Raw genomic sequence first — 22,679 nt, 5'->3', positions numbered from 1 at the left:
CTGCGGGGCCGGTCTGCGGTGTTGCCGCTCGCTCAAAAACTCAACGTACCTACGGGTACGCCTCGCTTTTTCGCTCGCTTGCGCCGAGCATCCCGGCCTCCTCGCTACGTTTTTCAACAGCCTGGGACCCCGCCGTCAGCGCGCTCCCCTGCCGCGTCCCGCGCCGGGCCAGCTCCCCGTCGATGGCGCCGAGCACCTCCCCCTTGCGTAGCGACCAGCGGGGTGCCACGAGCTGGCCGGGGGGGGCATCCCCCACGAGGCGGTGGATGACGATCCGCGGATCGAGGCGCTCCAGGAAGTCGCAGACGAGCCCCACGTAGTCGTCCCGCCCCAGGCAGCGCACCTCCCCCCGCCGGTACATCTCCTCAAGCTGTGTCCCCTTCATCACGTGGAGCTGGTGGAGCTTCACCCCGGCAACCCCGAGGCGGTTCAGGATGGGGGCCGTGGCCAGCATCTCCTCCCGGCTCTCCCCCGGCAATCCCAGGATGATATGGGCACAGACCCGGATTCCCGCCCCGGTGCAGCGGCGCACCGCCTCCTCAAAGGCAGCGAAGTCGTGCCCCCGGTTGATGAGCGCCAGGGTCCGGTCGAGGGGGGACTGGAGCCCGAGTTCGAGCCAGAAATAGGTCGTGCGGGCGCATTCGGCCAGAAGCTCTACGACGGGGGGAGGAAGGCAGTCGGGGCGGGTGCCGACGATGAGCCCTGCGATGCCGGGGACGGCAAGGGCTTCGTCGTAAAGCGCCCGAAGCCGTTCGGGGGGGGCGTAGGTGTTGGAGTAGGCCTGGAAATAGGCGAGAAACTTCGCGGCGCCGTAACGGCGGGCGAGGAACTCCCTGCCGTGGCAGAGCTGGTCGGAAACGGAGAGCTCCGGCCGGATGCCGAAGGAGCCGGACCCCTTGCCGCCGCAGAAGATGCACCCTCCGGTGCCGCGGCTGCCGTCGCGGTTGGGGCAGGTGAAGCCGGCATCGACGGAAACCCGCTGCACGCGGCAGCCGAATTCGCGGCGCAGCTCTTCGGAAAAGGCGCGGTAGCGCCGCCGGCACTCCGTCACCGCACGACCTCGAAGAGCTTTCGCCGGTCGTCCCAGGTATACCCCTTGCCGCTCCAGATGGTCTCGATGGTCTTCCAGCCGAGGCCGAGCCCCTTCATCTCCTCGGTCAGGTAGTAGGCGGGCATGATCTCGTTGTCGTCGATCCTGTGATCGCCGTTCGTATCGGCCCAGTGGATGCCGGCAACGGTCAGGAGCTTCCCGCCGCCGATCGTCTCCCGGCGGGTGACGCCGCCGTCGCGCAGGACCAGTTCCCCATCGAAGGTGACGCGCCCCCCCAGCGGGGTATCCCGCGGGACCTGGAGGGTATAGGAGATGGTAACCGGCCCGGCGCCGCCGGGGATGAGCCACTTCACCCCGTACTCCCCCACTTCCCCGGTGATCGGCGGCTTGGCGCCCAGTAAACGCCAACCGGCGGGAAACCGCTCCTTGACGATGAAGCCGGAGGTATCCCCCTCTCCGCGGGCGATCTTCACCTGCACCGGCACGACTTGCGCCGGCGCGCCGAAGGGAGTGAGAAACCTGCGGGCGGAAGGGTGCGGCGCCGCCCGGCGGGAGAGGAGAATGCCGGCGGCGGCAGCGGCGGCCACCAGGAACAGGAGGATGGCGACCCACCACCGGCGTTTTCGCAACGCCGTCGGCGCCGGCGGGGGCTCGGCGGGGACCCCTTCGGCAGGGGCTTCCCGCCTCAGGATCTCCTCGACGGCAACCTCCAGGGCCGTCGCCAGCTTCTCGGCGTTCTCCCGCTTGATGGTAGGGTAGCGGTTGTTCTCCCACCGGGAGATGGTATCGGTGGTCACCCCCACCACACTTGCCACGTAGAGCTGGGTCAGCTTTTTCGCTTCGCGGATCCTCTTTATGGTCGAGCCGTCGATGGCGACGATGGGGGTGGTGGTTTCCATAACGTCCAATTGTAACAGGTTTTCGCCGCCGGACGGAAGCGATTTGCACCTCAGGGGAAGAAGGCAAGAAATTTGCAATCGACCCTTGTCGTTCGCACGCACCTCCATCCGTTTGTCGAAAGGAGCCTCCCATGCAGATCAGAATTCTCGCCGCCGCAGCGGCGCTCCTCCTCGTTGCGGGACACGCCCTCGCCATCGAGAAGATCACCTTCCCCACCCGGATCGGCACCGTGGTCTTCCCCCACAAGAAGCACCAGGAGGCCCTCGGCCAGTGCCGCGGCTGCCACGAAAAGGGGCCGGGAAGGATCGAGGGGTTCGACAAGGTGCTCGCCCACGGCAAGGGGTGCAAGGGGTGCCACGAGGAGCTGAAGATGGGGCCGACCCGCTGCAACGGCTGCCACAACCGAAAATAACCTCCCGATATCACGGCCATGTCGGGTGCTTCCGGACCCGACATCGGGTCGAATCCCGATAGATGTCGATACCCCGCCCCGGATGCACCCCGCTACAATGGGACCATGCGATTTCGCACAACCCACGGAAAAAGGAGATGCACCATGAACAAGCTGATTGCGACGCTGGCCCTCACCCTCATCGCCGCCGGCACGGCCCTGGCGGCCGACACCATGACCTTCCCGGCAAAGAACGGCACCGTGACCTTCGAGCACAAGCTGCACCAGCAGCGTGTGGGCGACTGCAAGACCTGTCACGAGAAGGGTCCCGGAAAGATCGAGGGGTTCGGCAAGGATTGGGCGCACAAGACGTGCAAGGGGTGTCACGAGCAGAAGAAGGCCGGCCCCACCAAGTGCGGGGAGTGCCACAAGAAGTAACCGCCGGCGGCAACCGGCAGGAGAGAGGGGCGGAGCGATCCGCCCCTTTTTCGTTGCCACCCCGCCCTCCTCTCCGGTATCCTCGACCGGATGAAACAGTACTTCTCAGAGCAGGCAATCCTCGCCATGCGGGAGGCGATCCGCGACGCCGGCGGAAACGAGGTCTTCTTCCTCGGCCGCACCGACGAGAACCGGATCGTGGTGGAGACGGAACCCCTCGCCCGGGGGAACCGGGATGCCGTGGCCGCCATCATGATCGCCACGAGCTTCGGCGACGTGGTGATCCACAACCACCCCTCCGGTACCCTCACCCCTTCCCAGGCCGACATCGAAATAGCCTCCCTCCTCGGCAACCAGGGGGTCGGTTTCTACATCGTCGACAACGCCGTAGAGCAGTGCTACCAGGCGGTGGCCCCCTTCACCCGGAAAGAGGTGGAACGGCTCTCCTTCCCGGAGATCGAGCGGATGTTCGCCCGCGGCGGCGTCTTTGCCGAGAACCTCCCCGGCTACGAGTTCCGCGACGAGCAGCTCCGGATGGCCTTCGCCGTTACCGAGGCGTTCAACGACAACCGGGTGGCGGTGATCGAGGCGGGGACCGGCACCGGGAAATCCCTCGCCTACCTGGTCCCCGCGGCCCTCTGGGCCATCCGCAACAAGGAGCGGGTGGTGGTCTCCACCAACACCATCAACCTCCAGGAACAGCTCACCCGGAAAGACATCCCGTTCCTCCGGGAGCACGGCGGCCTCAACTTCCGGGCGGTGCTCGTCAAGGGGCGGGGCAACTATCTCTGCCTCCGCAAGCTCGAAGGGGTGAAGAGCGAGCCCTCCCTCTTCGCCGGCGACCCCGCCGCCGGGGAGCTGGCGGCCATCGTCGCCTGGAGCGCCCGGACCAGCGAGGGGTGCAAGAGCGACCTCTCCTTCATCCCGAAGGAAGAGAGCTGGGACGAGGTGGCGTGCGAGGCCGACCAGTGCGGCCGGGTGAAATGCCCCTTCTACACGCGCTGCTTCTTCTACACCGCCCGCCGGCAGGCGGCCAGTGCCGACCTCCTGGTGGTAAACCACTCCCTCCTCATGGCCGACGTGGCCCTGCGCCGGGAGACCGGCTACGGCTCCACCGCCATCCTCCCCCCCTTCGAGCGGCTGATCTTCGACGAGGGGCATCACCTGGAGGACGTGGCCACCGGGCACCTCTCCTCCCAGATCTCCCGCCAGGGGCTGCAGAAGCTCCTCGGCAAGCTGCAGAACCCGCGCAAGCCCCAGCGGGGACTCCTCCCCCAGCTCTCGGCCCAGCTCGCCCGGGAGGTTCCCGAGGTCTTCGACGACCTCTACCGGGAGCTGGCCGAACTTCTGGAAGGTAAGCTCCTCCCCCGCCGCCAGACCCTGGTCGACGCCGCCACCCGGGCCCTAGACGCCGTGGGGCTCGCCCTCCTCACCCATCTGAAGGGGGAACCGGGTGGGGAAAGGAAGCTGCGGGTCACCCCGGCACTCCACAACTCGAAGCTCTGGCGCGAGGTGGAGGACGAGGCCCGGGAGCTGGCGGCGGAGATCAACGGTTACGTGAAGGAAGTGAAGGAATTCCTCAAGGGGTGCGGCCGGCTTCCCGAGCGAACCCAGGAGAAGCTCGCCGGGAACCTCATCGACCTGAAGGGGATCGCCGGGCGGCTGGAGGCGAGCGCGGCAGACCTCCTCGCCTTCATCTCCCGCGACGATGAGGTCTGCCGCTGGTTCGAGGTGAAGAAGGGGGCAAAGGGAATAACCGTACGGCTCTGCTCCTCCCCCCTGGAGGTGGCGCAGTCCCTCAAGGCGACGGTCATCGACGCCTTCCGGACGGTGGTGGTCACCTCGGCCACCCTGGCGGTGGGGGAATCGTTCGACTTCCTGAAGCGGCGGACCGGCATCGGCCTGGTGAACCGGGAGCGGGTGACGGAGCTCCTCCTCGCCTCCCCCTTCGACTACGAACACCAGGCCTTCGTCGGCATCCCGTCCGACCTCCCCGAACCGGTAGCGCGGGGCTTCGGCGAAGCCCTCGAAGTGGTTCTCCACCGGGGGCTCGCCATCTCAGAGGGGCATGCCTTCGTCCTCTTCACCTCCTACGACCTCCTGACGCGTCTCTACGGCCGGATGGCCGAGACCATGAAGCGGCGCGGCCTCACCCCCCTGCGCCAGGGGGAGGTGAACCGCCACCACCTCCTCTCCCGCTTCCGGAGGGAGAAAAACGCCGTCCTCTTCGGCACCGACTCCTTCTGGGAGGGGGTCGACGTCCAGGGGAAGGCGCTGGAGCTCGTGGCGATCACGCGGCTTCCCTTCCGGGTGCCGACGGAGCCGATCCTGGAGGCGCGGGCCGAACACATCGCGGAGCGGGGGGGGGATCCGTTCATGGAGTACACGGTCCCCCAGGCGGTGATCAAGTTCAAGCAGGGATTCGGGAGGCTGATTCGGAGCCGGGAGGACCGGGGGGCGGTCCTGATCCTCGACAGCCGGGTCCTCACCAAGAACTACGGCAGGTTCTTCCTCCGCTCGCTGCCGCCGGTGAAGCTGGTCAGCGGCCCGAGCGACGAGGTTTTCGACGAGATGGAGCGGTTTTTCACCCCTTCTCTTTCATCAGCCGCTTCGCCGCGTGGTTGAAACACTGGAAATAGCAGAGGTAGGAGAGAAGGAAGAGGGAGAGGATCATGAACTGCACCGGCGCCGCCCCCGGGGCACGGAGGGTGAAGACCACGAAGAAGATGAAGATCGCCCCCTTGACGATGTCGCTGAAGACCCGCTTGCGGCGCAGGGCGTTCTGTTCGTCGGCGGTAAGGGTCGATGCGGCTGATGCCACCTCCCGCTCCGCATCCGAGGTGGCGAACCTGTAGATGGGATAGAAGAGGGCGAGCTGGATCACCACCACCCGGACGATGCTCCCCAGCACCGAGGCGGAAGGGACCCTGATGAGAAAGAGGTAGGCCGATCCGGCAAGCAGGATCAGGAGAAAGAGCTGAACGACCGCATGGATCACCGTGAGTCTCCGCAACCGGGTAAAATCAAACGCCTGGGCCATTGCAACCTCGCTATTCGGGATGATCGCCGCGCTTCGCGGATTTAGTATACCTTACCAGATAAAATAACGTTTTACAACCATGAGGTGCCCGGGAGCCACCGGTCACGAAAAAGGGTGGGGGGATGCCAAGAAAACGGCATCCCCCCACCCTTTTCGACGCTGGAGCGGTACCCGCCCCGTGCTCCCGCCGGAAGCCCGGGGCGCGTCAGGCAATGCTTACTCGTTCCACCCTTCGGGATGAAGCTCCCCGATCTGTTCCCAGTGCTCCGGCGAGCGCCAGAGGCTGGAGGTGATCAGCTGGCGCATATGGAGAAACTCCTGGGGGAGGCGGTCGTAGAGCTTGACGAACAGCTCCTCGTGGGAGATGAGCTCGTTCTGCCAGACATCGCGGTCGACGGAGGTCAGCTCGTTGAACTTCTCGCGGGTCATCTCCAGCCCGTCCCAATCCATGTCCTCGTAGCGCGGCATCCACCCCAGCGGCGACTCGACCGCCGCGGCCTTGCCGTGGACCCTTTCGACGATCCACTTGAGGACCCGCATGTTGTCGCCGTAGCCGGGCCAGATGAACTTGCCGCTGGCGTCCTTGCGGAACCAGTTGACGCTGAAGATGCGCGGCGGCTTGGCGATGGAACGGCCGAACTGCAGCCAGTGGCCGAAATAGTCCGCCATGTGGTAGCCGCAGAAGGGGAGCATGGCAAAGGGGTCGCGGCGGACGTTGCCGGTGGCGCCGACCGCCGCGGCGGTGGTCTCCGAGCCGAGGGTGGAGGCGAGATAGACGCCGAAGTTCCAGTTGAAGGCCTGGTAGACGAGCGGCACGGTGTCCTTGCGGCGCCCGCCGAAGATGAAGGCGCTCATCGGCACCCCTTTGGGGTTTTCCCAGTCGGGATCGATGGAGGGGCACTGGGAGGCGGGCGACGTGAAGCGGGCATTGGGATGGGCGGCCGGGCGGCCACACCCCGGGGTCCACTCGTTCCCCTGCCAGTCGGTGAGCCTGGCCGGCGGCTCGTCGGTCATCCCTTCCCACCAGATATCGCAATCCTCGGTCAGCGCCACGTTGGTGAAGATGGTGTTGGCGGCGCAGGACGCCATGGCGTTGGGGTTGGTCTTGACGTTGGTGCCGGGGGCGACGCCGAAGTAGCCGTACTCGGGGTTGATGGCGTAGACCTGACCGTCGGGACCGGGCTTGATCCAGGCAATGTCGTCACCCAGGGTGGTGACCTTCCATCCCTTGTCCTGCAGCGGCTTGGGCGGGATCAGCATGGCGAAGTTGGTCTTGCCGCAGGCGCTCGGGAAGGCGGCGCCGACATAGGTCTTCTCGCCGTCAGGGGACTGGACGCCGAGGATCAGCATATGCTCGGCCAGCCACCCCTCGTCCTTCCCCTGCTTGGAGGCGATGCGCAGGGCGAGGCACTTCTTGCCGAGGAGGGCGTTGCCGCCGTAGCCCGAACCAAAGGACCAGATGGCGCGCTCCTCGGGGAAGTGGACGATGTATTTCTCCTTGTTGCACGGCCAGGGGACATCCTTCTGACCCGGCTCCAGGGGAGCGCCCACCGAGTGGAGGCACGGCACGAACTCGCCGTCGCCGAGAACGTCAAGGACCTGCTTTCCCATGCGGGTCATGATCTTCATATTGACGGCCACGTAGGGGGAGTCGGAGATCTCCACGCCGATCTTGGCGATGGGCGAGCCAAGGGGGCCCATGCTGAAGGGGATGATGTACATGGTCCGCCCCTTCATGCACCCCTTGAACAGACCGTGGAGCTTCTCCTTCATCTCCTTCGGGGGCATCCAGTTGTTGGTCGGGCCGGCATCCTGCTTGGAGAAGCTGCAGATGAAGGTGCGGTCTTCCACCCGCGCCACGTCGATCGGATCGGACCAGGCCAGATAGCTGTTGGGGCGCTTCTCCGGATTGAGCTTGCAGAAGGTGCCGCTTTTGACCAGCAGATTGCAGAGCTCGTCGTACTCTTCCTGGGAGCCGTCGCACCAGTGGATCCGGTCCGGCTCGCACAGGATCGTGACTTCTTCGACCCACTTCAGCAGTTTTTCATTCTTGGGAACTTCGTAACTCATGCCCCTTCTCCCTCCTCCCAGCTTTATTATGTGTTTTTGCACAACTACTGCCGTTGCGGAGCCCGACAATGACACTTCCGGAGGTCCGCCTGAAAACCCTGTTTTTGTAAACGGATTTATTATCACAAAAAAATATCAAGTGCCAGTAAAAATAATAAGGAATGATAAAATGTTAGGCCGCACGAACCGGATTCTATGCAATCACAGGATTGACAGGGAACTCCCGGTTGTTACAATTGGGGGCATTTGGTTCTGAAGGAGGGATTAACAATGACAAGAACACCCCAGGTCGACCAGGAGGCGTGCATCAGCTGCGGACTCTGCGTATCGACCTGCCCCGGAGTATTCAAATTCAACGAGAGTGGCAAATCGGAGGTCTACGATGCGGCGGGCGCCACCGAGCGGGAGATCCAGCAGGCCATCGACGGCTGCCCGGTCCAGGCCATAAGCTGGAAGGAGTGAGCCGGTCCGCACCGCCCCCCCCCAGGAGGAGGTATCAACCATGCAACGCTGGCGCTGCACGATCTGCCAATACGAGTATGACCCGACGGAGGGGGACCCGGAAAACGGCGTGCCCCCCGGCACGCCGTTCGAGGAACTGCCCGACGGATGGGTATGTCCGATCTGCGGGGCGGGAAAGGAACTCTTCGAACCGGTCTGACCGGCGTTGAGACCGTCATCCCGACGGATGCGGGCATCTCCCGGGAGAGCCTGCATCCTGCTATTCCTTTTTGTCGGCAGCCTTGATGATGTCGATCGTCGGCTTCCCCTGCACCATCCGCACCCTCCAGACGAGCCCGCAGGATCCACACTCCTTGACCGGAGACTCCTCGGCAGTAAACCCCTCCGAATGCATATCAATCTCCACCGATGTCCTGCTGCCGCACTCCGGACACTTCATACCTTACCCTCCCCTTGTTCGCCGGAACCGGACGCGAAGAGCGACCCGGTCGGGTTTGAAATAATAATTGGCAATGCTCGGTTACTACAGACACGACCGGGAGACGGCGCGCCCTGAGAGCCATCTTCATGGAGCCCGCGACAGGCGGCCCCGGAATCGAACTGATTGGAGAAGTATAGCATCAATTGCGAAAAAAGCAGGCCTCGCCCCGCGGGGATCGTCGCTCAGGCCGGAAGCATCCCGAGGCACCCATCCACAACCGACAGGAATTCCTCAAGATCCTGCCGCTGCATGTCCCCCATGTGAGGGATGCGGAAGGTCTTACCCTTGATCTTCCCATAGCCGTCATCGAAGGCGTATCCCCGCTCGGCGAGCATTTTCTTGAGGACAGCAAGGTCCGTGCCACGTGAATTGACAGCACAGGTCAGGGTGACGGAGCGGTACGGCTCGGCCGCGAAGAAACCATACCCCCGCTCGGCAACCCACCCCCGGACGAAGGAGGCCATCTCCCGGTGCCGGGCCCAGCGCTGCTCCAGCCCCTCGGCAAACATCCTTTCGAGCTGCCGGTCGAGGGCATAGATCTGCGAAATGCAGGGGGTGGACGGGGTATTGTTCTTGGCATCGTTTGCCTCGAACTCCACAAAATCGAAGTAGTAGCCGCGCCCCTCCACCGTTCGCGCCCGGGCCAGGGCCTTTTCGCTGGCCGTGAAGACGGCGAGCCCCGGCGGCAGGGCAAAGGCCTTCTGGACGCCGAAAATGCAGCAGTCGATACCGAGCTCGTCCACCGGGATATTCAGGGCACTCATGGAGGAGACGGTGTCGATGATGGAGACCACTTCGGGGTACTTCCGGAGCACCGCGGCAATCTCCGGCAGTGGAGACATGACTCCGGTGGAGGTCTCGTTGTGGATAAGGGTCATGCTGTCGTACTTCCCCGTGGCAAGGGCACGATCCACCACCTCGGCGGTGATCGGCTCGCCCCACTCCACCTTCACCGCGTCGGCCTCCTTGCCGCAGCGCTTCGTGACATCGTGCCACTTGTCGGAAAAAGCGCCGTTGCAGAAGTTGACGCACCGGCTGCCGACCAGGTTCCTCACCGCCCCCTCCATGACGCCGAAGGCGCTGGAAGTGGCGAGAAAAACCCGCGAATCGGTGGCGAGGAGCTTCTTGAGCCCCGCGGTCACCCGTCCGTGAAGCGCGGCATACTCGGGCATCCGGTGTCCGATCATCGGGGTCGCCATAGCCTGGAGGATTTCGGGGTGCACCTCCACTGGCCCCGGAATGAAGAGTTTTTTTGTCATGAGTATCGTCTCCTCGCTCATTAGAGTCAAAAACAGGCCGGAGCCGAAACAAGCGGACAACCCAGCCGCAGAGCGGCTCCGGCGGCCTTTGGAGGCTAGCAGAAGAGCTACCGGCTTGTCAAGTCGGGAGGTGCCCCGGACAAACCGTATTTTAACGACACTTCATGAAACAGCGCTCCGCGGTTACCCTTTCCACGGAATGCTTTTTCTCGGCGAAAGTCTTTTTGAATTGACACGAGAGCCGGGCAAGTAGTAATGATACGTGGTTTAAATGTGCCGGTGTTTACATTTCCCCCGGCGGCAAAGCAAAAAGGTGTTTTATCTGAGGAGGACGTATGACGTTACGCAAGACAGCAGGCTATCTCTGGAACCCGATCAGCATGGTGGGGCTCCTCCTTGCCTTCGTGGCAACGGGGCTCATCGTCGCATTCCTCGCCATGGAAATGATCACCGGTATCGAGCACCCCTACATCGGACTTCTGGTATACTTCGCCTTCCCGGGGATGCTCATCTTCGGTCTGCTTCTCGTGCCGGTGGGGGCCTGGAGGGTCCGCCAGCAGCGGCGCACCACCACCCCGGAGGAGATCCCACCCTACCCCCGGCTCGATTTCAACGATCCCCACAAGCGGCACCTCTTCATCTTCTTCGTGCTCGCCAGCGTCATCTTCGTCCTGATCGTTTCCATCGCCTCCATCCTCGGCTTCGAGTTCACCGAATCGACCACCTTCTGCGGCGAGCTCTGCCACACGGTCATGACCCCGGAGCACACCGCGTGGTCGAACTCCCCCCACGCCCGGGTCAAATGCGTCGAATGCCATGTGGGCCCCGGCGCCAAGTGGTACGTGAAGGCGAAGATCTCCGGTCTGCGCCAGGTCTGGGCGGTTGCCACCCACAGCTATCCGACCCCCATCGAGACCCCCATTGAAAACCTCCGCCCCGCCCGTGACACCTGCGAGCACTGCCACTGGCCCGAGAAGTTCTACGCCGGCCGCCAGAAGGTCTTCTATCACTACGCCCCGAACAAGGAGAACACCCCGCGCGAGATCAACATGCTGATCAACATCGGCGGCGCCCCGAAATCTCCCCATGCCAAGGGTATTCACTGGCACATCGGCACCGAGGTCTACTACATCGCCAGCGATAAGAAACGCCTCGAGATACCCTATATCGCCGTCAAGCAGAAGGACGGTTCCTTCATGGAGTTCATGAGCACCGAGAAGCCCATGACCAAGGAGCAGATCGCCACGGCCAAGAAACGGCTCATGGACTGCACCGACTGCCACAACCGACCGACCCATATCTACAAGTCACCCGGCCAGGAGATGGACGAAGGGTTTGCCTCCGGCAAGATCGATCCGGCTCTTCCCTATCTGAAGAAAGTAGCCGTGGAGATTCTTGAGAAACCGTACAAGTTACAGGCAGAAGCGAAAGAAGCCATCGCCGCCGGCATCCCCGACTACTACGCCAAGAACTATCCCGAGGTGGCCAGGCAGAAGGCTGCGGCCGTCAACCAGGCGGTCCAGTACGTGCAGGGTGTCTACAGCCGCAACTTCTTCCCCGAAATGAAGGTATCCTGGAACACCTACCCGAACCACATCGGCCACTTCTACACCCCGGGGTGCTTCCGCTGCCACGACGGCAAGCACAAGGCCTCCAACGGCGAAGTGATCTCCAAGGATTGCAACATGTGCCACACCGTCATCGGCCAGAAGCAGGAGAACATCCCCGCCGGCAAGGTGGTGAATCAGTTCGTCCACCCGGTTGACATCGGTGACGAAATCGTCAAGACCAACTGCAGCGACTGCCACTCCGCGGGAGGCGAGGATATTCCGGGGGGCGGGAAGCTCTGACCTTCCGGACGCACCGCAGTCGACAAAACGAAAGAACCCCGGGGGAATTCCCCCGGGGTTCTTTCGTTTCGCCATGGCGCCCTTAGCGGCTAGAGCTCTTCGGCACCCTCATCTTCCTCCCCTTCGGCCGTCTCGTCGGCGTCGAAATCGCCGTCGAGAACCCGATCCAGAAACTTCCGGTTGGCATCAATCACCTTCCGGATCTCCCTGCTCAGCTCGTCCAGCCCATTTCCCTCTTCGCTCATCCGCCTTTGCCCCCCCGCTTTCTCTCGATTCCCGATCTGTACAGCGCCTCGTACTGTCCGGCGGCGCTACGCCAGGAAACGTCCTTCTGCATGGCGCGCCGCACGATTTTGCGCCACCCCCCCGGGTCGCGGTACACGGCCAGGGCCCGCTGAACCGCATCCCAGCAGGCATCGGGGACAAAGTCGGCAAAGCAGAACCCGTTCCCCTCCCGGGGATCGCCGGTGGCGTCGATCACCGTATCGGCGAGTCCGCCGGTGTGCCGGACAATCGGCACCGCGCCATAGCGGAACGCGATAAGTTGTGAAAGGCCGCACGGTTCGAAACGCGACGGCATGAGAAACATGTCGCTCCCGGCATAGATCTTCGGGGCCAGGGGGTCCTTGAACCCGAGGTTGATGGAGACGTTTTCCATCCCCCGGCGCCGGAACCGCTCCAGCAGCTCCATGTACCGCGCGTCGCCGGTGCCGAGGATGACGAGCTGCAGTTCCTCGGCGGCAAAGCGGGGAAGGAGCGCCGCCACCAGTTCGATCCCCTTCTGCTCCACAATCCGCCCCACCATCCCGATGAGGGGGAGCGTTGCCGAGACGGTAAGGCCGAGCTCCCGCTGCAGCGCGAGTTTGTCCCCCCACTTGCCGGCCAGGGCCCGGGACGAGTAGGTGCGCAGGATCCGCCGGTCCGTGGCCGGATTCCACTCATCGGTATCGAGACCGTTGAGGATGCCGTGGAGATTGTCGCTTCGCTTTTCGAGCACCCCTTCCAGGCCGCAACCGTGCTCCGGTGTCCGGATCTCGCGGCAGTAGGTCCGGGAGACGGTGGTGATGATATCGGCGGAGAGGATCGCTCCCTTCATGAGGTTTACCCGGCCGAAGTACTCCAGGAGTTCCATCGTGAAGAGAGAAGGGCTGACTCCCATCTCCGGCAGGGCAGAAGGAGGATACACCCCCTGGTAGGCGAGGTTGTGGATGGTAAAGACCGTGGCCGTCCGGGCGAAGAACGGATCTTCCCCCAGCTCGTGCCGCAGGAGAATCGGGATCAGGGCCGTCTGCCAGTCGTGGCAGTGGATCACGTCGGGGCGGAAGTCCATCCGCTTCAAAAACTGCAGGACGCTGCGGCAGAAGAAGGCAAACCGGCGGGGATTGTCGGGATCGTCCCCCTCGTAGGTACCGTAGAGATGATCGCGGCCGAACAGCTCCCGCTGCTCCACGAGATAGACCGGCACCTCCCCAAGGGCCCCCTGGCGGAGAAACCCCTTGTACCGCTCCCCGCCGAGCTCGATCTCGGCGCTCTTGCGGGCCTTGCGGACCGGCTGCCCCGTCGCGGCGACGCAGCCGTAGAACGGCATGATCACGCGCACGTCGTGCCCCATGCGCCGCAACTCCTTCGGCAGTGCCGCGGCCACGTCGGCAAGTCCCCCCGTTTTGGCGAAGGGGGTGACTTCGGAAGCAACCACCAGTATCTTCATCGCCACCTCCCGCTGCCGCCGATTTTCATCTTACAGCTCCGCACCGCGGAGGAAGGCGGCGGCATCCTCCGGCGAGGTGGGATTGATGTAGAAACCGGTTCCCCATTCGAAACCGGCGATCTGGGTAAGCCGGGGGACTAGCTCGATGTGCCAGTGATAGTCGTACTCGATGGAGCTCCAGTAGTCCGGCTTGCCGAGCCGCGGCTGGCGCGGCGGGGCGGTATGGAGGATAAAGTTGTACGGCGGGTCCTTGAGGACGCTCTTCAACCGTCCCAGCATATCCTTCATCGCCACGGCAAGCTCCGCCAGCTCCCCGTCGGCAAGGAGCGCAAAATCGTGGCCGTGGCGCTTGGGATAGAGCCTGAGCTCGAAGGGGAAACAGGAGGCGTAGGGGGTCACCACGACGTGATTGGGAAACTCGCGCACCACCCGATCGCCGTGCTGGAGCTCGAAGTCGATCAGATCGCAGAAGATGCAGCGCTCCTTGTTCTCGAAGTGCTCCCGGCATATCCGCAGCTCGGTGGCCGCCACGGGGGGAATGAGCGGCACGGCTATCAGCTGGCTGTGGGAGTGGGAGAGGGTCGCCCCCGCCCTCGCCCCGTGATTCTTGAACAGGACCATGTAGCGGAAGCGGATGTCGTTGCGCAAGTCGAGGAACCGGACGCGCCACGCCTTGAGGATCTCGGCGATCTCCGCCGGCGCCAGCTCGGCGAGCCCCCGGTTGTGGTCCGGGGTCTCGATGATGATCTCATGGGCACCGATCCCGTTCATGACGTCGTAGAGGCCGTGGGCGCGGCTGTTGAGCTCCCCTTCGATCCGGAGCACGGGGTACTTGTTCGGGATCACCCGCACCTTCCAGTTGGGAGAGTTGGGTGCCCCCCCCGGCCGGGTGGCGTAGATCTCCCGGCAGGTCTTGTCCTCATTGCCGTAGCAGAAGGGACAGCTCGTCACCTCCGCCGGCTGGGGCTCGACGAGAAAATCCCGCGGCCGCCGCCCGCGGTCGGCGGCGATGATCACCCAATGCTGCTTCAGGGGGTCCCATCTCAGTTCGGACATCGTTCCTCCAGTATCATACGATCCAGTTGTAAGCGTCGAGATCGGGGCCCGCGTAAGAGAGGAGGAGGGGGGCGTCGGCGGGCCAGCGGCCGAACTCCTCCTCCCCGCGGGTCAGGGTCACGAAGACGGCAAGCCTCCCGTGGGGTTCAAGGCCGAGGGGGAGCAGGGGGACGGCGATCTCGCAGACCCGGCCGATGGCCCACCGGCAGCAGCCGCGCCCTCTCTTCCATCCCTTCGCCCCCTTGACGAGCAGGTTCCCGCCGGTGGTGCCGGGGCGAAGGTCGAGCCGGTGCTCGCCCGTCGTGGCGAGGTGGAGGTGGAGTTCGTCCCCCTCAAGGAGCGACTCGGCGAAGGGGGCGGGGCTGTCGAGCCGGATGTAGAGGCTCTCCCGGTCAAAGCCGTAGAAGAACGACTGCAGGAGGCTCTCCGCCGCATGCATGGCGGACGACTGCTTGGTCAGGTCGTAGAGCCCCGCGGCAAGCCACTCGAAGTAGTCGTCGACGATACCGTTGACGGTCGGCGTGACGAGGGCCGCCGGCTCCCGCACGAGCCCCGCCGGCGTCATCTTCTTGATCGGCTCGAAGAGCTCCCGGGGGGTCTCAAGCCCCAGGAGGCGGTAGACGTTCATGAGGTGACGGCGGAAAAGGCGGTCGAAGCGGTCGCTGTGGACCGAGAAGTGGTCGTCGCCGTACCACCAGAACCAGTCGCTCCCCTCGGCGGCGTAGAGAGAGTCGCAGACGAGCCGTGCGAGCCGCATCTCTTCCGCCTCCTCCCCGCTCCCCCCTCCCACCGCCAGAAGCTCCGTCACGTGGGGGCTGGCGGTTACCGCCGCCTCCCGGGCCCGTTCCAGGTAGTCCCAGGCCAGGTTCTCTTCGGGGTGCCCCACCCAGATGCCGTAATTGGCGCTGATCCAGGAGCCGGGGTGGATGCGGTCGAGCACCCTGCGTTCCGGCTCCCGGGCAAGGTGCCCGGAAAGTGTGACGAGCTCCACGCCGTCGGCAGCGGCGGTGGCGGCGTAGAGGGCGCGGAGAAAGCCGTAGCCGTTGTCGGGATAGTACTCCCAGGCATTCTCCCCGTCGAGGATGACCGGCACCAGCCGGGCATCGGGGACCCGCTCGCGGATGGTGCGGAGCCGTCCCACGAAATCCTCCACGGCCCGGGCAGGCTCCCACGAGGAGTAGGTGAAGCCGATGAGGTCGGAGAGGTGGTGATCCCGGAAAAAGATCTTCACCTCCCGGGCGCCGGAACGGAAGGTGTAGGGGTGGTAAAGGCGCCCCTTGTGAGGGCCGAGACCGCCGGGAAGGGTCCGCCCCAGGATATCCTCGTCAGTGGCGACCCACTTGAGGCCGCAGCCGGCAACGATCGAGAGGGCCTCGTCGCTCACCGCCCCCTCCGACGGCCACATCCCCGCCGGGGCGAAGCCGAAGATCTCCCGGAAACGGGCAATCCCGCGGGCGACCTGGCTGCGGGCATCCTCCGGGTGACGGAAGCGGGCCGCGGGAAGATTTGCCCGGGGCATGGCGGTATGGGCCACCTTCATGTCGCAGAGCAGCGGCAGGATCGGGTGGTAGTAGGGGGAGACGGCAAGCTCCGCCTTCCCCTCCTCGTGGAGCCTTTTGTACAGCGGGATGATGGCGTTGAGAATCTCGGCATGCCGGGCGAAGAGAAGCCCCTTCTCCTCCTCGGTGAAGCCGCGCCCTTTGCGCACGAGTTCCTTCAGCTCGGGATAGCGCCGGCGGACCGCCTCGCCGGTCCAGGCAAGGAAGAACCAGACCTGGAGGTCGCGGATCTCCTGATCGCCGAAATGCCGGAGCCGGTCGCGCCCCTTCGTCTTCCTCCCGTCGCCCGCCAGCATGAGGAGCTCCCGGTAGCGGGGCGACGGGTCGATGAGCCGCTGGCGGTTGGCGGAGAAGAAGTTCTCCAGGACGAAGAGGCGGTCCTCCTCGGTCATGTCCCCGGGGGACATCTTCCCCCGGACGAGCCAGGGGTCCGCCGCCTCGCCGCAGGCGTACTCCAGGAGCTGGTCCAGGAGCGACGGCACCAGGTTGAAGACCGCCCGGGCGCCGGGGGTGGCGTCGACGATGGCCGCCATGTCGTAGTAGTCCTTCACGGCGTGGAGGTAGGTCCAGGGGAGGGCGTACTCCCCCTTCACCGGGTCCCTGTAGTAGGGCTGGTGCATATGCCAGAGAAAGGCTACGCGCAGCGGTTCGGCCATCTAGGAGAGCTCCTTCTTCCACTGCTCCACTTTTTTCTGGTACTCGGCGAGGAGCCTCTGGGCCGTCTTCGGATCCCGCGCCTCGGCCACGATGTGGACGTAGGGATGGTACTGGTCGGGGAGCACCAGCGCCCAGTCTTCGCCGAAGTGGACCTTGATGCCGTCGATGAAGCTCGCCTCCTTCTCCAGGCTGTCCTCACTCATCTTCCGCATGATCCCCCCCTTCATGTCCCAGACGCACGGGACGCGGCTCTGGAGGAAGGCCCGCTGGGGGATCTCCCCCATCACCTTCGAGATCGGCGCCCCGCACCTGGCCACCAGTTCGATGGTCTTGGCGATAGCGTACATCCCGTCAAAGGCGGCCTGGAACTTCGGGAAGGCGAAACGGCCGTCCATGGTGCCGGCGAGGATCACCTCCGACGACTGGGCGGCCTCGATCATGGCGCGGTCGGCGCTCTTGGTCCGGGTGACGGCGCACCCCCGCTCCTGGGCCATCCGTTCGATGGCGGAAGGGGCCGAGACCGGCACGGCGAAGAGCCCCTTCTCCCCGGCCTTGAGCATGAGCCCTACCATGAGCGGCAGGAGCTCCGCCCCCTCGTAGACCGTCCCCCCCTCGTCCACAACGATCACCCCCTCGATGGTGGGATCGAGCCAGAACCCGGCGTTGGCCTCCAGGGTGGCGACGATCTTCGAGAGCTGGGAGAGGCTCTGCTGGCGGTCTGCCAGGGCCTGGACCCCGCGCTCCTCGTCCACGTAAGCGTTGAGGCTGATAACCTCGCAGCCGATGGCGTTCAGGATGCCGGGGAGGAGCTGGCTCGCCGCCGAGTGGTTGAAGTCGATCACCACCTTGAACTTCTTCTTCTGCAGGGGCACCCTGTCGATGGCGTGGTGGAACCCCTCGCGGTAGAAATCCATCACCTGCGGGAGCTCGCTGAGACCGCCCGGCTCGGTGTGGTGGGCACGGCGGAAGTTCTCCTTGAAGAAGATCCGCTCCACGTTCTTCCCCATGGAGCTGGAGAAGTCCAGCCCCTCGCCGTCGAGGAAGACGATCTCGGTGGAGGCGGGGTCGTCGATGGCCTGGCGGAACTGGATCCCCCCCACCTCGCCGAAGGTCCGGAGCTTGTAGCGCAGCACCGGCATCGGGACCATGGTGAGGTCCCGGACGTTGATCCCGGCGGAGAGGAGCCCGCCGATGAAGCTGCGCTTCAGCATCCGGGAGGAGCGGTAGGCGTCGCGGCCCGAGAGGATGTAGCTCCCCTTGGGAAGGGCGGTGCCATAGGCGCAGCCGAGCTTGGCCACGAACTCGGGAGTGAGCTCGATGTTGGTGAGCCCCTTGACCATGGCCCCCTCGAAAAGGGACTTCTTCCACTTCTCCCCCCAGATCAGGTTGCCGGTGACCGTGGCCCCCGCCTCGATTACCTTGCGGGGCCAGATCTTCACGTCGCGCTTGATGTACGACTCCTCGCCGATGGCGGTGTCGTCGGCGACGATGACCCCCTCCTCCATCACCACGCCGTGGCCGACCCGGACGTTGCTGCACAGCACGCTGTCGTTGAGCTTCGCCCCCTTCTTCACGTAGACGTTGTCCCAGATGACGCAGCGGCTGAGCTTTACCCCCGCCTCAATGGTGCAGTTGCGGCCGATGACCGAGTCCTTGATCTGGGCCCCCTCCAGGACCTGGGAGTTGTCCCCCACCACCACTGTCCCCTCCAGGGTGACGTGGTCGTCCAGGTTCACGTCGCTGCCGAGCCGCAGGTCCTTACCCACCAGGTCCTGCTTCGGCTCGTCGATCTTAACGTTCACCCGCCCCTTGAAGATGTCGTGGTGGGCCTCACGGTAGGAGTCGGTGTTGCCGATGTCGCGCCAGTACCCCTTGGCGGTGTAGCCGAAGAGCGGCTCCTTCTTCTCCAGCAGCTTCGGGAAGAGGTCCTGGGAGAAGTCGAAGTTCTCGTTCTCGGGGATGTACTTGAAGATCTCCGGCTCCAGGACGTAGATGCCGGTGTTGATGGTGTCGGAGATCACCTCCCCCCACCCCGGCTTCTCCAGGAACTGGGTGATCCGCTTTTCCTTGTCGGTGACGACCACGCCGAACTGGAGCGGGTCCTTCACCGAGGTGAGGGTGATGGTGGCAAGGGCCTTGTTCTCCTCGTGGAAGTCGATCACCTTCTGGAGGTTGAAGTCGGTCAGCAGGTCGCCGCTGATGATCAGGAACCGCTCGTCCAGGTACTTCTCGGCGCACTTCACCGCGCCGGCGGTCCCCATGTCCTCCAGCGGCGTGACGTAGGTGATCTTCACCCCGAAGTCGGTGCCGTCGCGGAAGAAGTTCCTGATCACCGCCGGCTGGTGATAGAGGAGCATCACGAGATCGGTGATCTCGTACTTTTTCAGCAGTTCCACGATGTGGAGCATGATCGGGCGGTTCAGCAGCGGGATCATCGGTTTGGGGATGTTGCTCGTCAGCGGTTGGATGCGGGTGCCGAACCCGCCGGCCATAATCACAGCTTTCATCAGTAACGCTCCTTTTCGGTTGGGTCAGTGCGTCTGCAATCGATTGATGGAATGAGGTGCGGCACCCTCTCCCTAAGCCTTCAGCTGCTTCTTCTTGGCGAGGACCTTGGCGATCTCCTCCTTCAGCTCCGTGAGGTCGCTCGACTTCACCACGTAGCCGTCGGCGAGCCAGGCCGAGAAATCGTCCTTGAAGCAGGAGAACGCCGTACAAAGGATCACCGGCAGGTTGTGCCGCTCCTTCACCACCTTCTGCAGCAGGTCGAGTCCGCTTTCGTTCCTGAGCTTGATATCGAGGACGATCAAGTCGAACTCGCTCTCCCGGATCCTTTCCACCGCCTCGGCGGCAGTGGCGGCGGTGACCACCTCGTACCCCTCGTCCGCCAGCTCCTGGGAATAGAGGAGCCGGATGCTGCTTTCATCGTCCACAACGAGCAGTCTAGCCATTGGTAATACCCTCCGTGTTCACGGGTAGTTTGATAATGTAGCGGGTCCCCCCCGTCGGGGGGGTCTCGATGTCGAATGTGTTGCCGTGCGTCTCCATGATGGTCTTGCAGATGGCGAGACCGAGCCCGTTTCCGAGCTCCTGCCCGGTGTCGAGGAAAGAGGTCAGCTCTTCCAGGCTTTCGCGGGTGATCGGCTGGCCGGTATCCTTTACCGCCAGGATGATCCAGCCGTCGCCAAGGCGGGTCTCGATGTCGATCTCTCCCCCCCCGGGCATCCGTTCCATGGCGGTGGCGATGATGGTTCGCAGGCAGTACGAGACCTGCCTGTAGTCGATGCGGGCCGGCGGGAGCCCCGTTTCCAGCCGCAGGCGGCAGGCGATGCGCCGCTCGCTCAGCCGGTGATGGAGCTCCCGGCAGACCGTGCTCGCCAGATGGTTCACATCCCAGGTGTCCAGCGCCGGGTAGAGGGAGTCGGAGTAGTTGAGGACCTCTTCCAGCACCTCTTCCAGTTGCAGCGTCTCCCTGACGATAGAGTCCAGAAACTCCCGCTTGGGGTCGTCCTCGCTTGCCGTCCTGAGGAGCGACCGGGCAAAGCCGCCGATAATCATGAGCGGATTGCGAATGGAGTGGGCGATGTTCGAGGTGATCTTCCCCACGAGCGCCATCCGCTCCATCTTGACGATCAGTTCCTGCTGCTCCTTGAGCTTCACGTTGGCGGCGGTCACCTTCAGGAGCTCCTCCTGGAGCCGCTCGTAGAGCGAAGCCCGCTCGATGGCGAAGGCAACCGGAAAGGCGAAGGTCTCCAGGGACTGGACATCCTGGGGGGTAATCGGCTTGTGGGTGATGCAGTTGTCGGAGATGATGACGCCGATCCGCCGGTTGCGGGAGATGAGCGGCGTGATCAGGAAGGTGTCGACCCCCAGCATCTGGGCGAAGGCATAATCGACATCGGGGTTGTGGAACGCATTCTCGACGAGGATCGGCCGTTTTTCCCGCAGCGACCGGTTCAGGATATGGCCATGCTCGGCAAGGGGAACGACGAGCCGCTCCAGGATGTCGTGAAACTTCTGCTTTTCCGAGGAGAGCTTCGTCTTGTAGAAGTTCTTCGCCATCTCCTTGAGGGTGAAGTCGTCGCGCTGGATTTCGCTCCAGGTCTCCCACGCCTCGCCATAGCTCCGGGGACCGACCCCCAGGTACCCCTTCAGGGCCTTCCGTTCCTTGTCGGCCAGCAGCAGGAACGCCCGGTTCATCCCGAACCCCTTCCCCGCGGTGATGGCGGTCATCACCACCGACAGCACCTCGTCGAGGTCGACGGAGGTCTGGAGGACGAGGCTGATCTCATGGAGAAACTTGATCTCCCGGTCCCGGCTGTCGAGAAAACTCCCCATCGCCTGGAGCTTCCCCCGCTGCTCCTGGAGCTCGGCCAGGATATGCGGCAAAATCTCCACCATGGGCGCTCCCGACTCCCGCATCTGCTGCAGGTCGGCACGGAAACGGGGGCAGTCGACGCACTTCTCCAGCACCCGGCGCCGGAGAGAGGTATAGAGGACCTCTTCCCCCTCGCCGATGTTGGGGCACTCCCCCGGTTCGATGACCTCCCTGTCCCAGCAACACTCCCAATCCACTGACACCTCTCCGGCGGGCTTGATTTCCAGCGGGGAAACGGCAACAATTATAGCAGCCGGCCCCGTGTTTTCAAGGTTTGCCGCGACACAATCCGCGCCGCTGTTAATTAAACATGCCTTGCCTCGCCGGCCGGAACCCGAAGGTGTCGCGGCCCGGTCTCCGCTCATCCCTTGTTACATCGGCACGTGGCGCGGCCTGCATTAATTATTTTTTTCAGACTCCGGAGAGACCAATGACCACACCGATCACCATCGGCGTCAGCGCCTGCCTCCTCGGGGAGCGGGTCCGCTACGACGGCGGCCACAAGCACGACCGCTACCTCACCTGCACCCTCGGGAAGTTCTTCCGCTTTCTCCCGGTCTGTCCCGAAGCGGGGTGCGGCCTGCCGACCCCCCGGGAGCCGATGCGGCTCGTGGAGGAGGGGGGGAGGGTGCGGCTCGTCACCGTCCGGACCCGCATCGACCACACGGAGCGGATGCGGCGATGGTGCGCGGAGAAGGTCGCGGAGCTCGCCGCCGAGGATCTCTGCGGCTTCATCTTCAAGAAGGGGTCGCCCAGTTCCGGCCTCTTCGGGGTAAAGGTCTACCGCCCGGGGATGAAGGCGAAGAGGGGGCGGGGACTCTTTGCCGAAGCGGTGACGGCGCGCTTCCCGCTCCTCCCGGTGGAAGAGGAGGAGCGGCTCCGCGACCCGCAGCTGCGGGAAAGCTTCATCGTGCGGGTCCTGGCGTACCGGCGGTGGAAGGAGCTCGTGGCGGGGGGAACGACCCCCGCACGCCTGGCGGCGTTCCACACCGCCCACAGGCTCCTCCTCATGGCCCACAGCCCGGAGCAGTGCCGGGAGCTGGGGAGGCTGGTGGCCGGCGCGAACGGGGTGCCGCCGGAAGGGCTCTTCGCGCGCTACGAGGCGCTCTTCATGAAGGCCCTCACCCGCCGCGCCACCGTCCGCAAGCACACCCGTGTGCTGCAGCAGCTCGCCGGCTGCCTCGGGAAGCGCCTCACGCCGGAGGAACGGGTCGAAGTCGCCTGGGTGATCGAAGAGTACCACGATCGGCTCGTTCCCCTGGTGGTGCCGGTGACGCTCCTGCGGCACTACGCCAGGAAATGCGGGGAGGAGCAGCTCCTCGGTCAGGTCTACCTCACCCCCATCCCCACGGAACTGATGCTCCGCAATTGTGTTTAGC

20 protein-coding genes are annotated in these 22,679 nt (G+C 64.3%); 7 read left to right on the top strand and 13 right to left on the bottom strand.

The genetic code is table 11. The annotated features are described in order from the left end of the window. Window positions 1-49 precede the first annotated feature (49 nt). Both M6689_RS11590 and M6689_RS11585 read right to left on the bottom strand, forming a co-directional pair. A complete protein-coding gene (locus tag M6689_RS11590) occupies window positions 50-1,051 on the bottom strand; it encodes a TIGR01212 family radical SAM protein (RefSeq protein ID WP_298271797.1) in 1,002 nt (333 codons plus the stop codon). Then, window positions 1,048-1,950 (bottom strand): helix-turn-helix transcriptional regulator, encoded by a 903-nt coding sequence (locus M6689_RS11585; protein WP_298271794.1) that lies wholly within the window; start codon window positions 1,948-1,950, stop codon window positions 1,048-1,050. The genes M6689_RS11590 and M6689_RS11585 overlap by 4 nt, the downstream gene beginning before the upstream one ends. A gap of 131 nt (window positions 1,951-2,081) precedes the next feature. On the opposite strand from M6689_RS11585, the gene M6689_RS11580 reads away from it, so the two are divergent. The 3 genes from M6689_RS11580 to M6689_RS11570 all read left to right on the top strand — a co-directional run bounded on the left by M6689_RS11580 (window position 2,082) and on the right by M6689_RS11570 (window position 5,405). Further along, window positions 2,082-2,363, top strand: a complete 282-nt coding sequence (locus M6689_RS11580; protein WP_298271792.1) for a cytochrome c3 family protein — start codon at window positions 2,082-2,084, stop codon at window positions 2,361-2,363. 144 nt (window positions 2,364-2,507) lie between these two features. Continuing rightward, window positions 2,508-2,780, top strand: a complete 273-nt coding sequence (locus M6689_RS11575) for a cytochrome c7 (RefSeq protein ID WP_298271789.1) — start codon at window positions 2,508-2,510, stop codon at window positions 2,778-2,780. 90 nt (window positions 2,781-2,870) lie between these two features. Further along, window positions 2,871-5,405, top strand: coding sequence for a helicase C-terminal domain-containing protein (locus tag M6689_RS11570; protein WP_298271786.1), 2,535 nt, complete (start codon window positions 2,871-2,873; stop codon window positions 5,403-5,405). On the opposite strand, the gene M6689_RS11565 is transcribed toward M6689_RS11570, so the two are convergent. Together M6689_RS11565 and M6689_RS11560 are read right to left on the bottom strand one after the other, a co-directional pair. Further along, a complete protein-coding gene (locus M6689_RS11565; RefSeq protein WP_298271783.1) occupies window positions 5,365-5,778 on the bottom strand; it encodes a hypothetical protein in 414 nt (137 codons plus the stop codon). The two genes, M6689_RS11570 and M6689_RS11565, sit on opposite strands and share 41 nt — an antisense overlap. Before the next feature lie 258 nt (window positions 5,779-6,036). Beyond that, complete coding sequence (locus M6689_RS11560) at window positions 6,037-7,890, bottom strand: phosphoenolpyruvate carboxykinase (GTP) (protein WP_298271780.1); 1,854 nt, start codon at window positions 7,888-7,890, stop codon at window positions 6,037-6,039. Between the two features lie 270 nt (window positions 7,891-8,160). On the opposite strand from M6689_RS11560, the gene M6689_RS11555 reads away from it, so the two are divergent. Beyond that, on the top strand, window positions 8,161-8,352 hold the full coding sequence (locus M6689_RS11555) for a ferredoxin (protein ID WP_298271778.1): 192 nt from the start codon (window positions 8,161-8,163) through the stop codon (window positions 8,350-8,352). 40 nt (window positions 8,353-8,392) lie between these two features. Continuing rightward, the gene (gene rd / locus M6689_RS11550; RefSeq protein WP_298271775.1) at window positions 8,393-8,551 is read left to right on the top strand and encodes a rubredoxin; all 159 of its coding nucleotides are present in this window, start codon (window positions 8,393-8,395) and stop codon (window positions 8,549-8,551) included. Between the two features lie 60 nt (window positions 8,552-8,611). On the opposite strand, the gene M6689_RS11545 is transcribed toward rd, so the two are convergent. Then, complete coding sequence (locus M6689_RS11545; RefSeq protein ID WP_298271771.1) at window positions 8,612-8,791, bottom strand: hypothetical protein; 180 nt, start codon at window positions 8,789-8,791, stop codon at window positions 8,612-8,614. A gap of 224 nt (window positions 8,792-9,015) precedes the next feature. Then, window positions 9,016-10,092, bottom strand: coding sequence for an alanine--glyoxylate aminotransferase family protein (locus M6689_RS11540; RefSeq protein WP_298271768.1), 1,077 nt, complete (start codon window positions 10,090-10,092; stop codon window positions 9,016-9,018). A gap of 335 nt (window positions 10,093-10,427) precedes the next feature. Between M6689_RS11540 and M6689_RS11535 the strand changes: the two genes are divergently transcribed. After that, complete coding sequence (locus M6689_RS11535; protein WP_298271765.1) at window positions 10,428-11,942, top strand: NapC/NirT family cytochrome c; 1,515 nt, start codon at window positions 10,428-10,430, stop codon at window positions 11,940-11,942. 89 nt (window positions 11,943-12,031) lie between these two features. On the opposite strand, the gene M6689_RS11530 is transcribed toward M6689_RS11535, so the two are convergent. The 7 genes from M6689_RS11530 to M6689_RS11500 form a co-directional block, all read right to left on the bottom strand. Next, a complete protein-coding gene (locus M6689_RS11530) occupies window positions 12,032-12,187 on the bottom strand; it encodes a hypothetical protein (protein WP_298271763.1) in 156 nt (51 codons plus the stop codon). Further along, complete coding sequence (glgA, locus tag M6689_RS11525; protein WP_298271761.1) at window positions 12,184-13,650, bottom strand: glycogen synthase GlgA; 1,467 nt, start codon at window positions 13,648-13,650, stop codon at window positions 12,184-12,186. Before glgA ends, M6689_RS11530 begins: the two co-directional genes overlap by 4 nt. A gap of 30 nt (window positions 13,651-13,680) precedes the next feature. Next, the gene (galT, locus tag M6689_RS11520) at window positions 13,681-14,706 is read right to left on the bottom strand and encodes a galactose-1-phosphate uridylyltransferase (protein ID WP_298271758.1); all 1,026 of its coding nucleotides are present in this window, start codon (window positions 14,704-14,706) and stop codon (window positions 13,681-13,683) included. A 13-nt stretch (window positions 14,707-14,719) separates the two neighbouring features. After that, on the bottom strand, window positions 14,720-16,921 hold the full coding sequence (locus M6689_RS11515; protein WP_298271754.1) for a glycoside hydrolase family 57 protein: 2,202 nt from the start codon (window positions 16,919-16,921) through the stop codon (window positions 14,720-14,722). After that, the gene (locus M6689_RS11510) at window positions 16,922-19,429 is read right to left on the bottom strand and encodes a mannose-1-phosphate guanyltransferase (protein WP_298271751.1); all 2,508 of its coding nucleotides are present in this window, start codon (window positions 19,427-19,429) and stop codon (window positions 16,922-16,924) included. 72 nt (window positions 19,430-19,501) lie between these two features. Further along, window positions 19,502-19,873 (bottom strand): response regulator, encoded by a 372-nt coding sequence (locus tag M6689_RS11505; protein WP_298271749.1) that lies wholly within the window; start codon window positions 19,871-19,873, stop codon window positions 19,502-19,504. Continuing rightward, a complete protein-coding gene (locus M6689_RS11500) occupies window positions 19,866-21,497 on the bottom strand; it encodes a GAF domain-containing sensor histidine kinase (RefSeq protein WP_298271746.1) in 1,632 nt (543 codons plus the stop codon). Before M6689_RS11500 ends, M6689_RS11505 begins: the two co-directional genes overlap by 8 nt. Before the next feature lie 233 nt (window positions 21,498-21,730). On the opposite strand from M6689_RS11500, the gene M6689_RS11495 reads away from it, so the two are divergent. Next, window positions 21,731-22,678 carry a DUF523 and DUF1722 domain-containing protein gene (locus M6689_RS11495; RefSeq protein ID WP_298271744.1) on the top strand — a complete coding sequence of 316 codons (948 nt, stop codon included), beginning with the start codon at window positions 21,731-21,733 and terminating at the stop codon, window positions 22,676-22,678. The last annotated feature ends 1 nt before the right edge of the window (window position 22,679 follow it).

Origin of the sequence: Geobacter sp. (assembly GCF_027327745.1) — a bacterium.
Classification (GTDB): Bacteria; Desulfobacterota; Desulfuromonadia; order Geobacterales; family Geobacteraceae; genus Geobacter.
This window is presented reverse-complemented; position numbering and strand designations above follow the sequence as displayed.

Excerpts from the sequence above, each read along its gene's own strand:
- M6689_RS11585 (WP_298271794.1), bottom strand. The coding sequence starts at position 1,950 with ATGGAAACCACCACCCCCATCGTCGCCATCGACGGCTCGACCATAAAG.
- M6689_RS11580 (WP_298271792.1), top strand. The coding sequence starts at position 2,082 with ATGCAGATCAGAATTCTCGCCGCCGCAGCGGCGCTCCTCCTCGTTGCG.
- M6689_RS11575 (WP_298271789.1), top strand. The coding sequence starts at position 2,508 with ATGAACAAGCTGATTGCGACGCTGGCCCTCACCCTCATCGCCGCCGGC.
- M6689_RS11570 (WP_298271786.1), top strand. The coding sequence starts at position 2,871 with ATGAAACAGTACTTCTCAGAGCAGGCAATCCTCGCCATGCGGGAGGCG.
- M6689_RS11560 (WP_298271780.1), bottom strand. The coding sequence starts at position 7,890 with ATGAGTTACGAAGTTCCCAAGAATGAAAAACTGCTGAAGTGGGTCGAA.
- M6689_RS11555 (WP_298271778.1), top strand. The coding sequence starts at position 8,161 with ATGACAAGAACACCCCAGGTCGACCAGGAGGCGTGCATCAGCTGCGGA.
- rd (WP_298271775.1), top strand. The coding sequence starts at position 8,393 with ATGCAACGCTGGCGCTGCACGATCTGCCAATACGAGTATGACCCGACG.
- M6689_RS11545 (WP_298271771.1), bottom strand. The coding sequence starts at position 8,791 with ATGAAGTGTCCGGAGTGCGGCAGCAGGACATCGGTGGAGATTGATATG.
- M6689_RS11540 (WP_298271768.1), bottom strand. The coding sequence starts at position 10,092 with ATGACAAAAAAACTCTTCATTCCGGGGCCAGTGGAGGTGCACCCCGAA.
- M6689_RS11535 (WP_298271765.1), top strand. The coding sequence starts at position 10,428 with ATGACGTTACGCAAGACAGCAGGCTATCTCTGGAACCCGATCAGCATG.
- M6689_RS11530 (WP_298271763.1), bottom strand. The coding sequence starts at position 12,187 with ATGAGCGAAGAGGGAAATGGGCTGGACGAGCTGAGCAGGGAGATCCGG.
- glgA (WP_298271761.1), bottom strand. The coding sequence starts at position 13,650 with ATGAAGATACTGGTGGTTGCTTCCGAAGTCACCCCCTTCGCCAAAACG.
- galT (WP_298271758.1), bottom strand. The coding sequence starts at position 14,706 with ATGTCCGAACTGAGATGGGACCCCCTGAAGCAGCATTGGGTGATCATC.
- M6689_RS11515 (WP_298271754.1), bottom strand. The coding sequence starts at position 16,921 with ATGGCCGAACCGCTGCGCGTAGCCTTTCTCTGGCATATGCACCAGCCC.
- M6689_RS11510 (WP_298271751.1), bottom strand. The coding sequence starts at position 19,429 with ATGAAAGCTGTGATTATGGCCGGCGGGTTCGGCACCCGCATCCAACCG.
- M6689_RS11505 (WP_298271749.1), bottom strand. The coding sequence starts at position 19,873 with ATGGCTAGACTGCTCGTTGTGGACGATGAAAGCAGCATCCGGCTCCTC.
- M6689_RS11495 (WP_298271744.1), top strand. The coding sequence starts at position 21,731 with ATGACCACACCGATCACCATCGGCGTCAGCGCCTGCCTCCTCGGGGAG.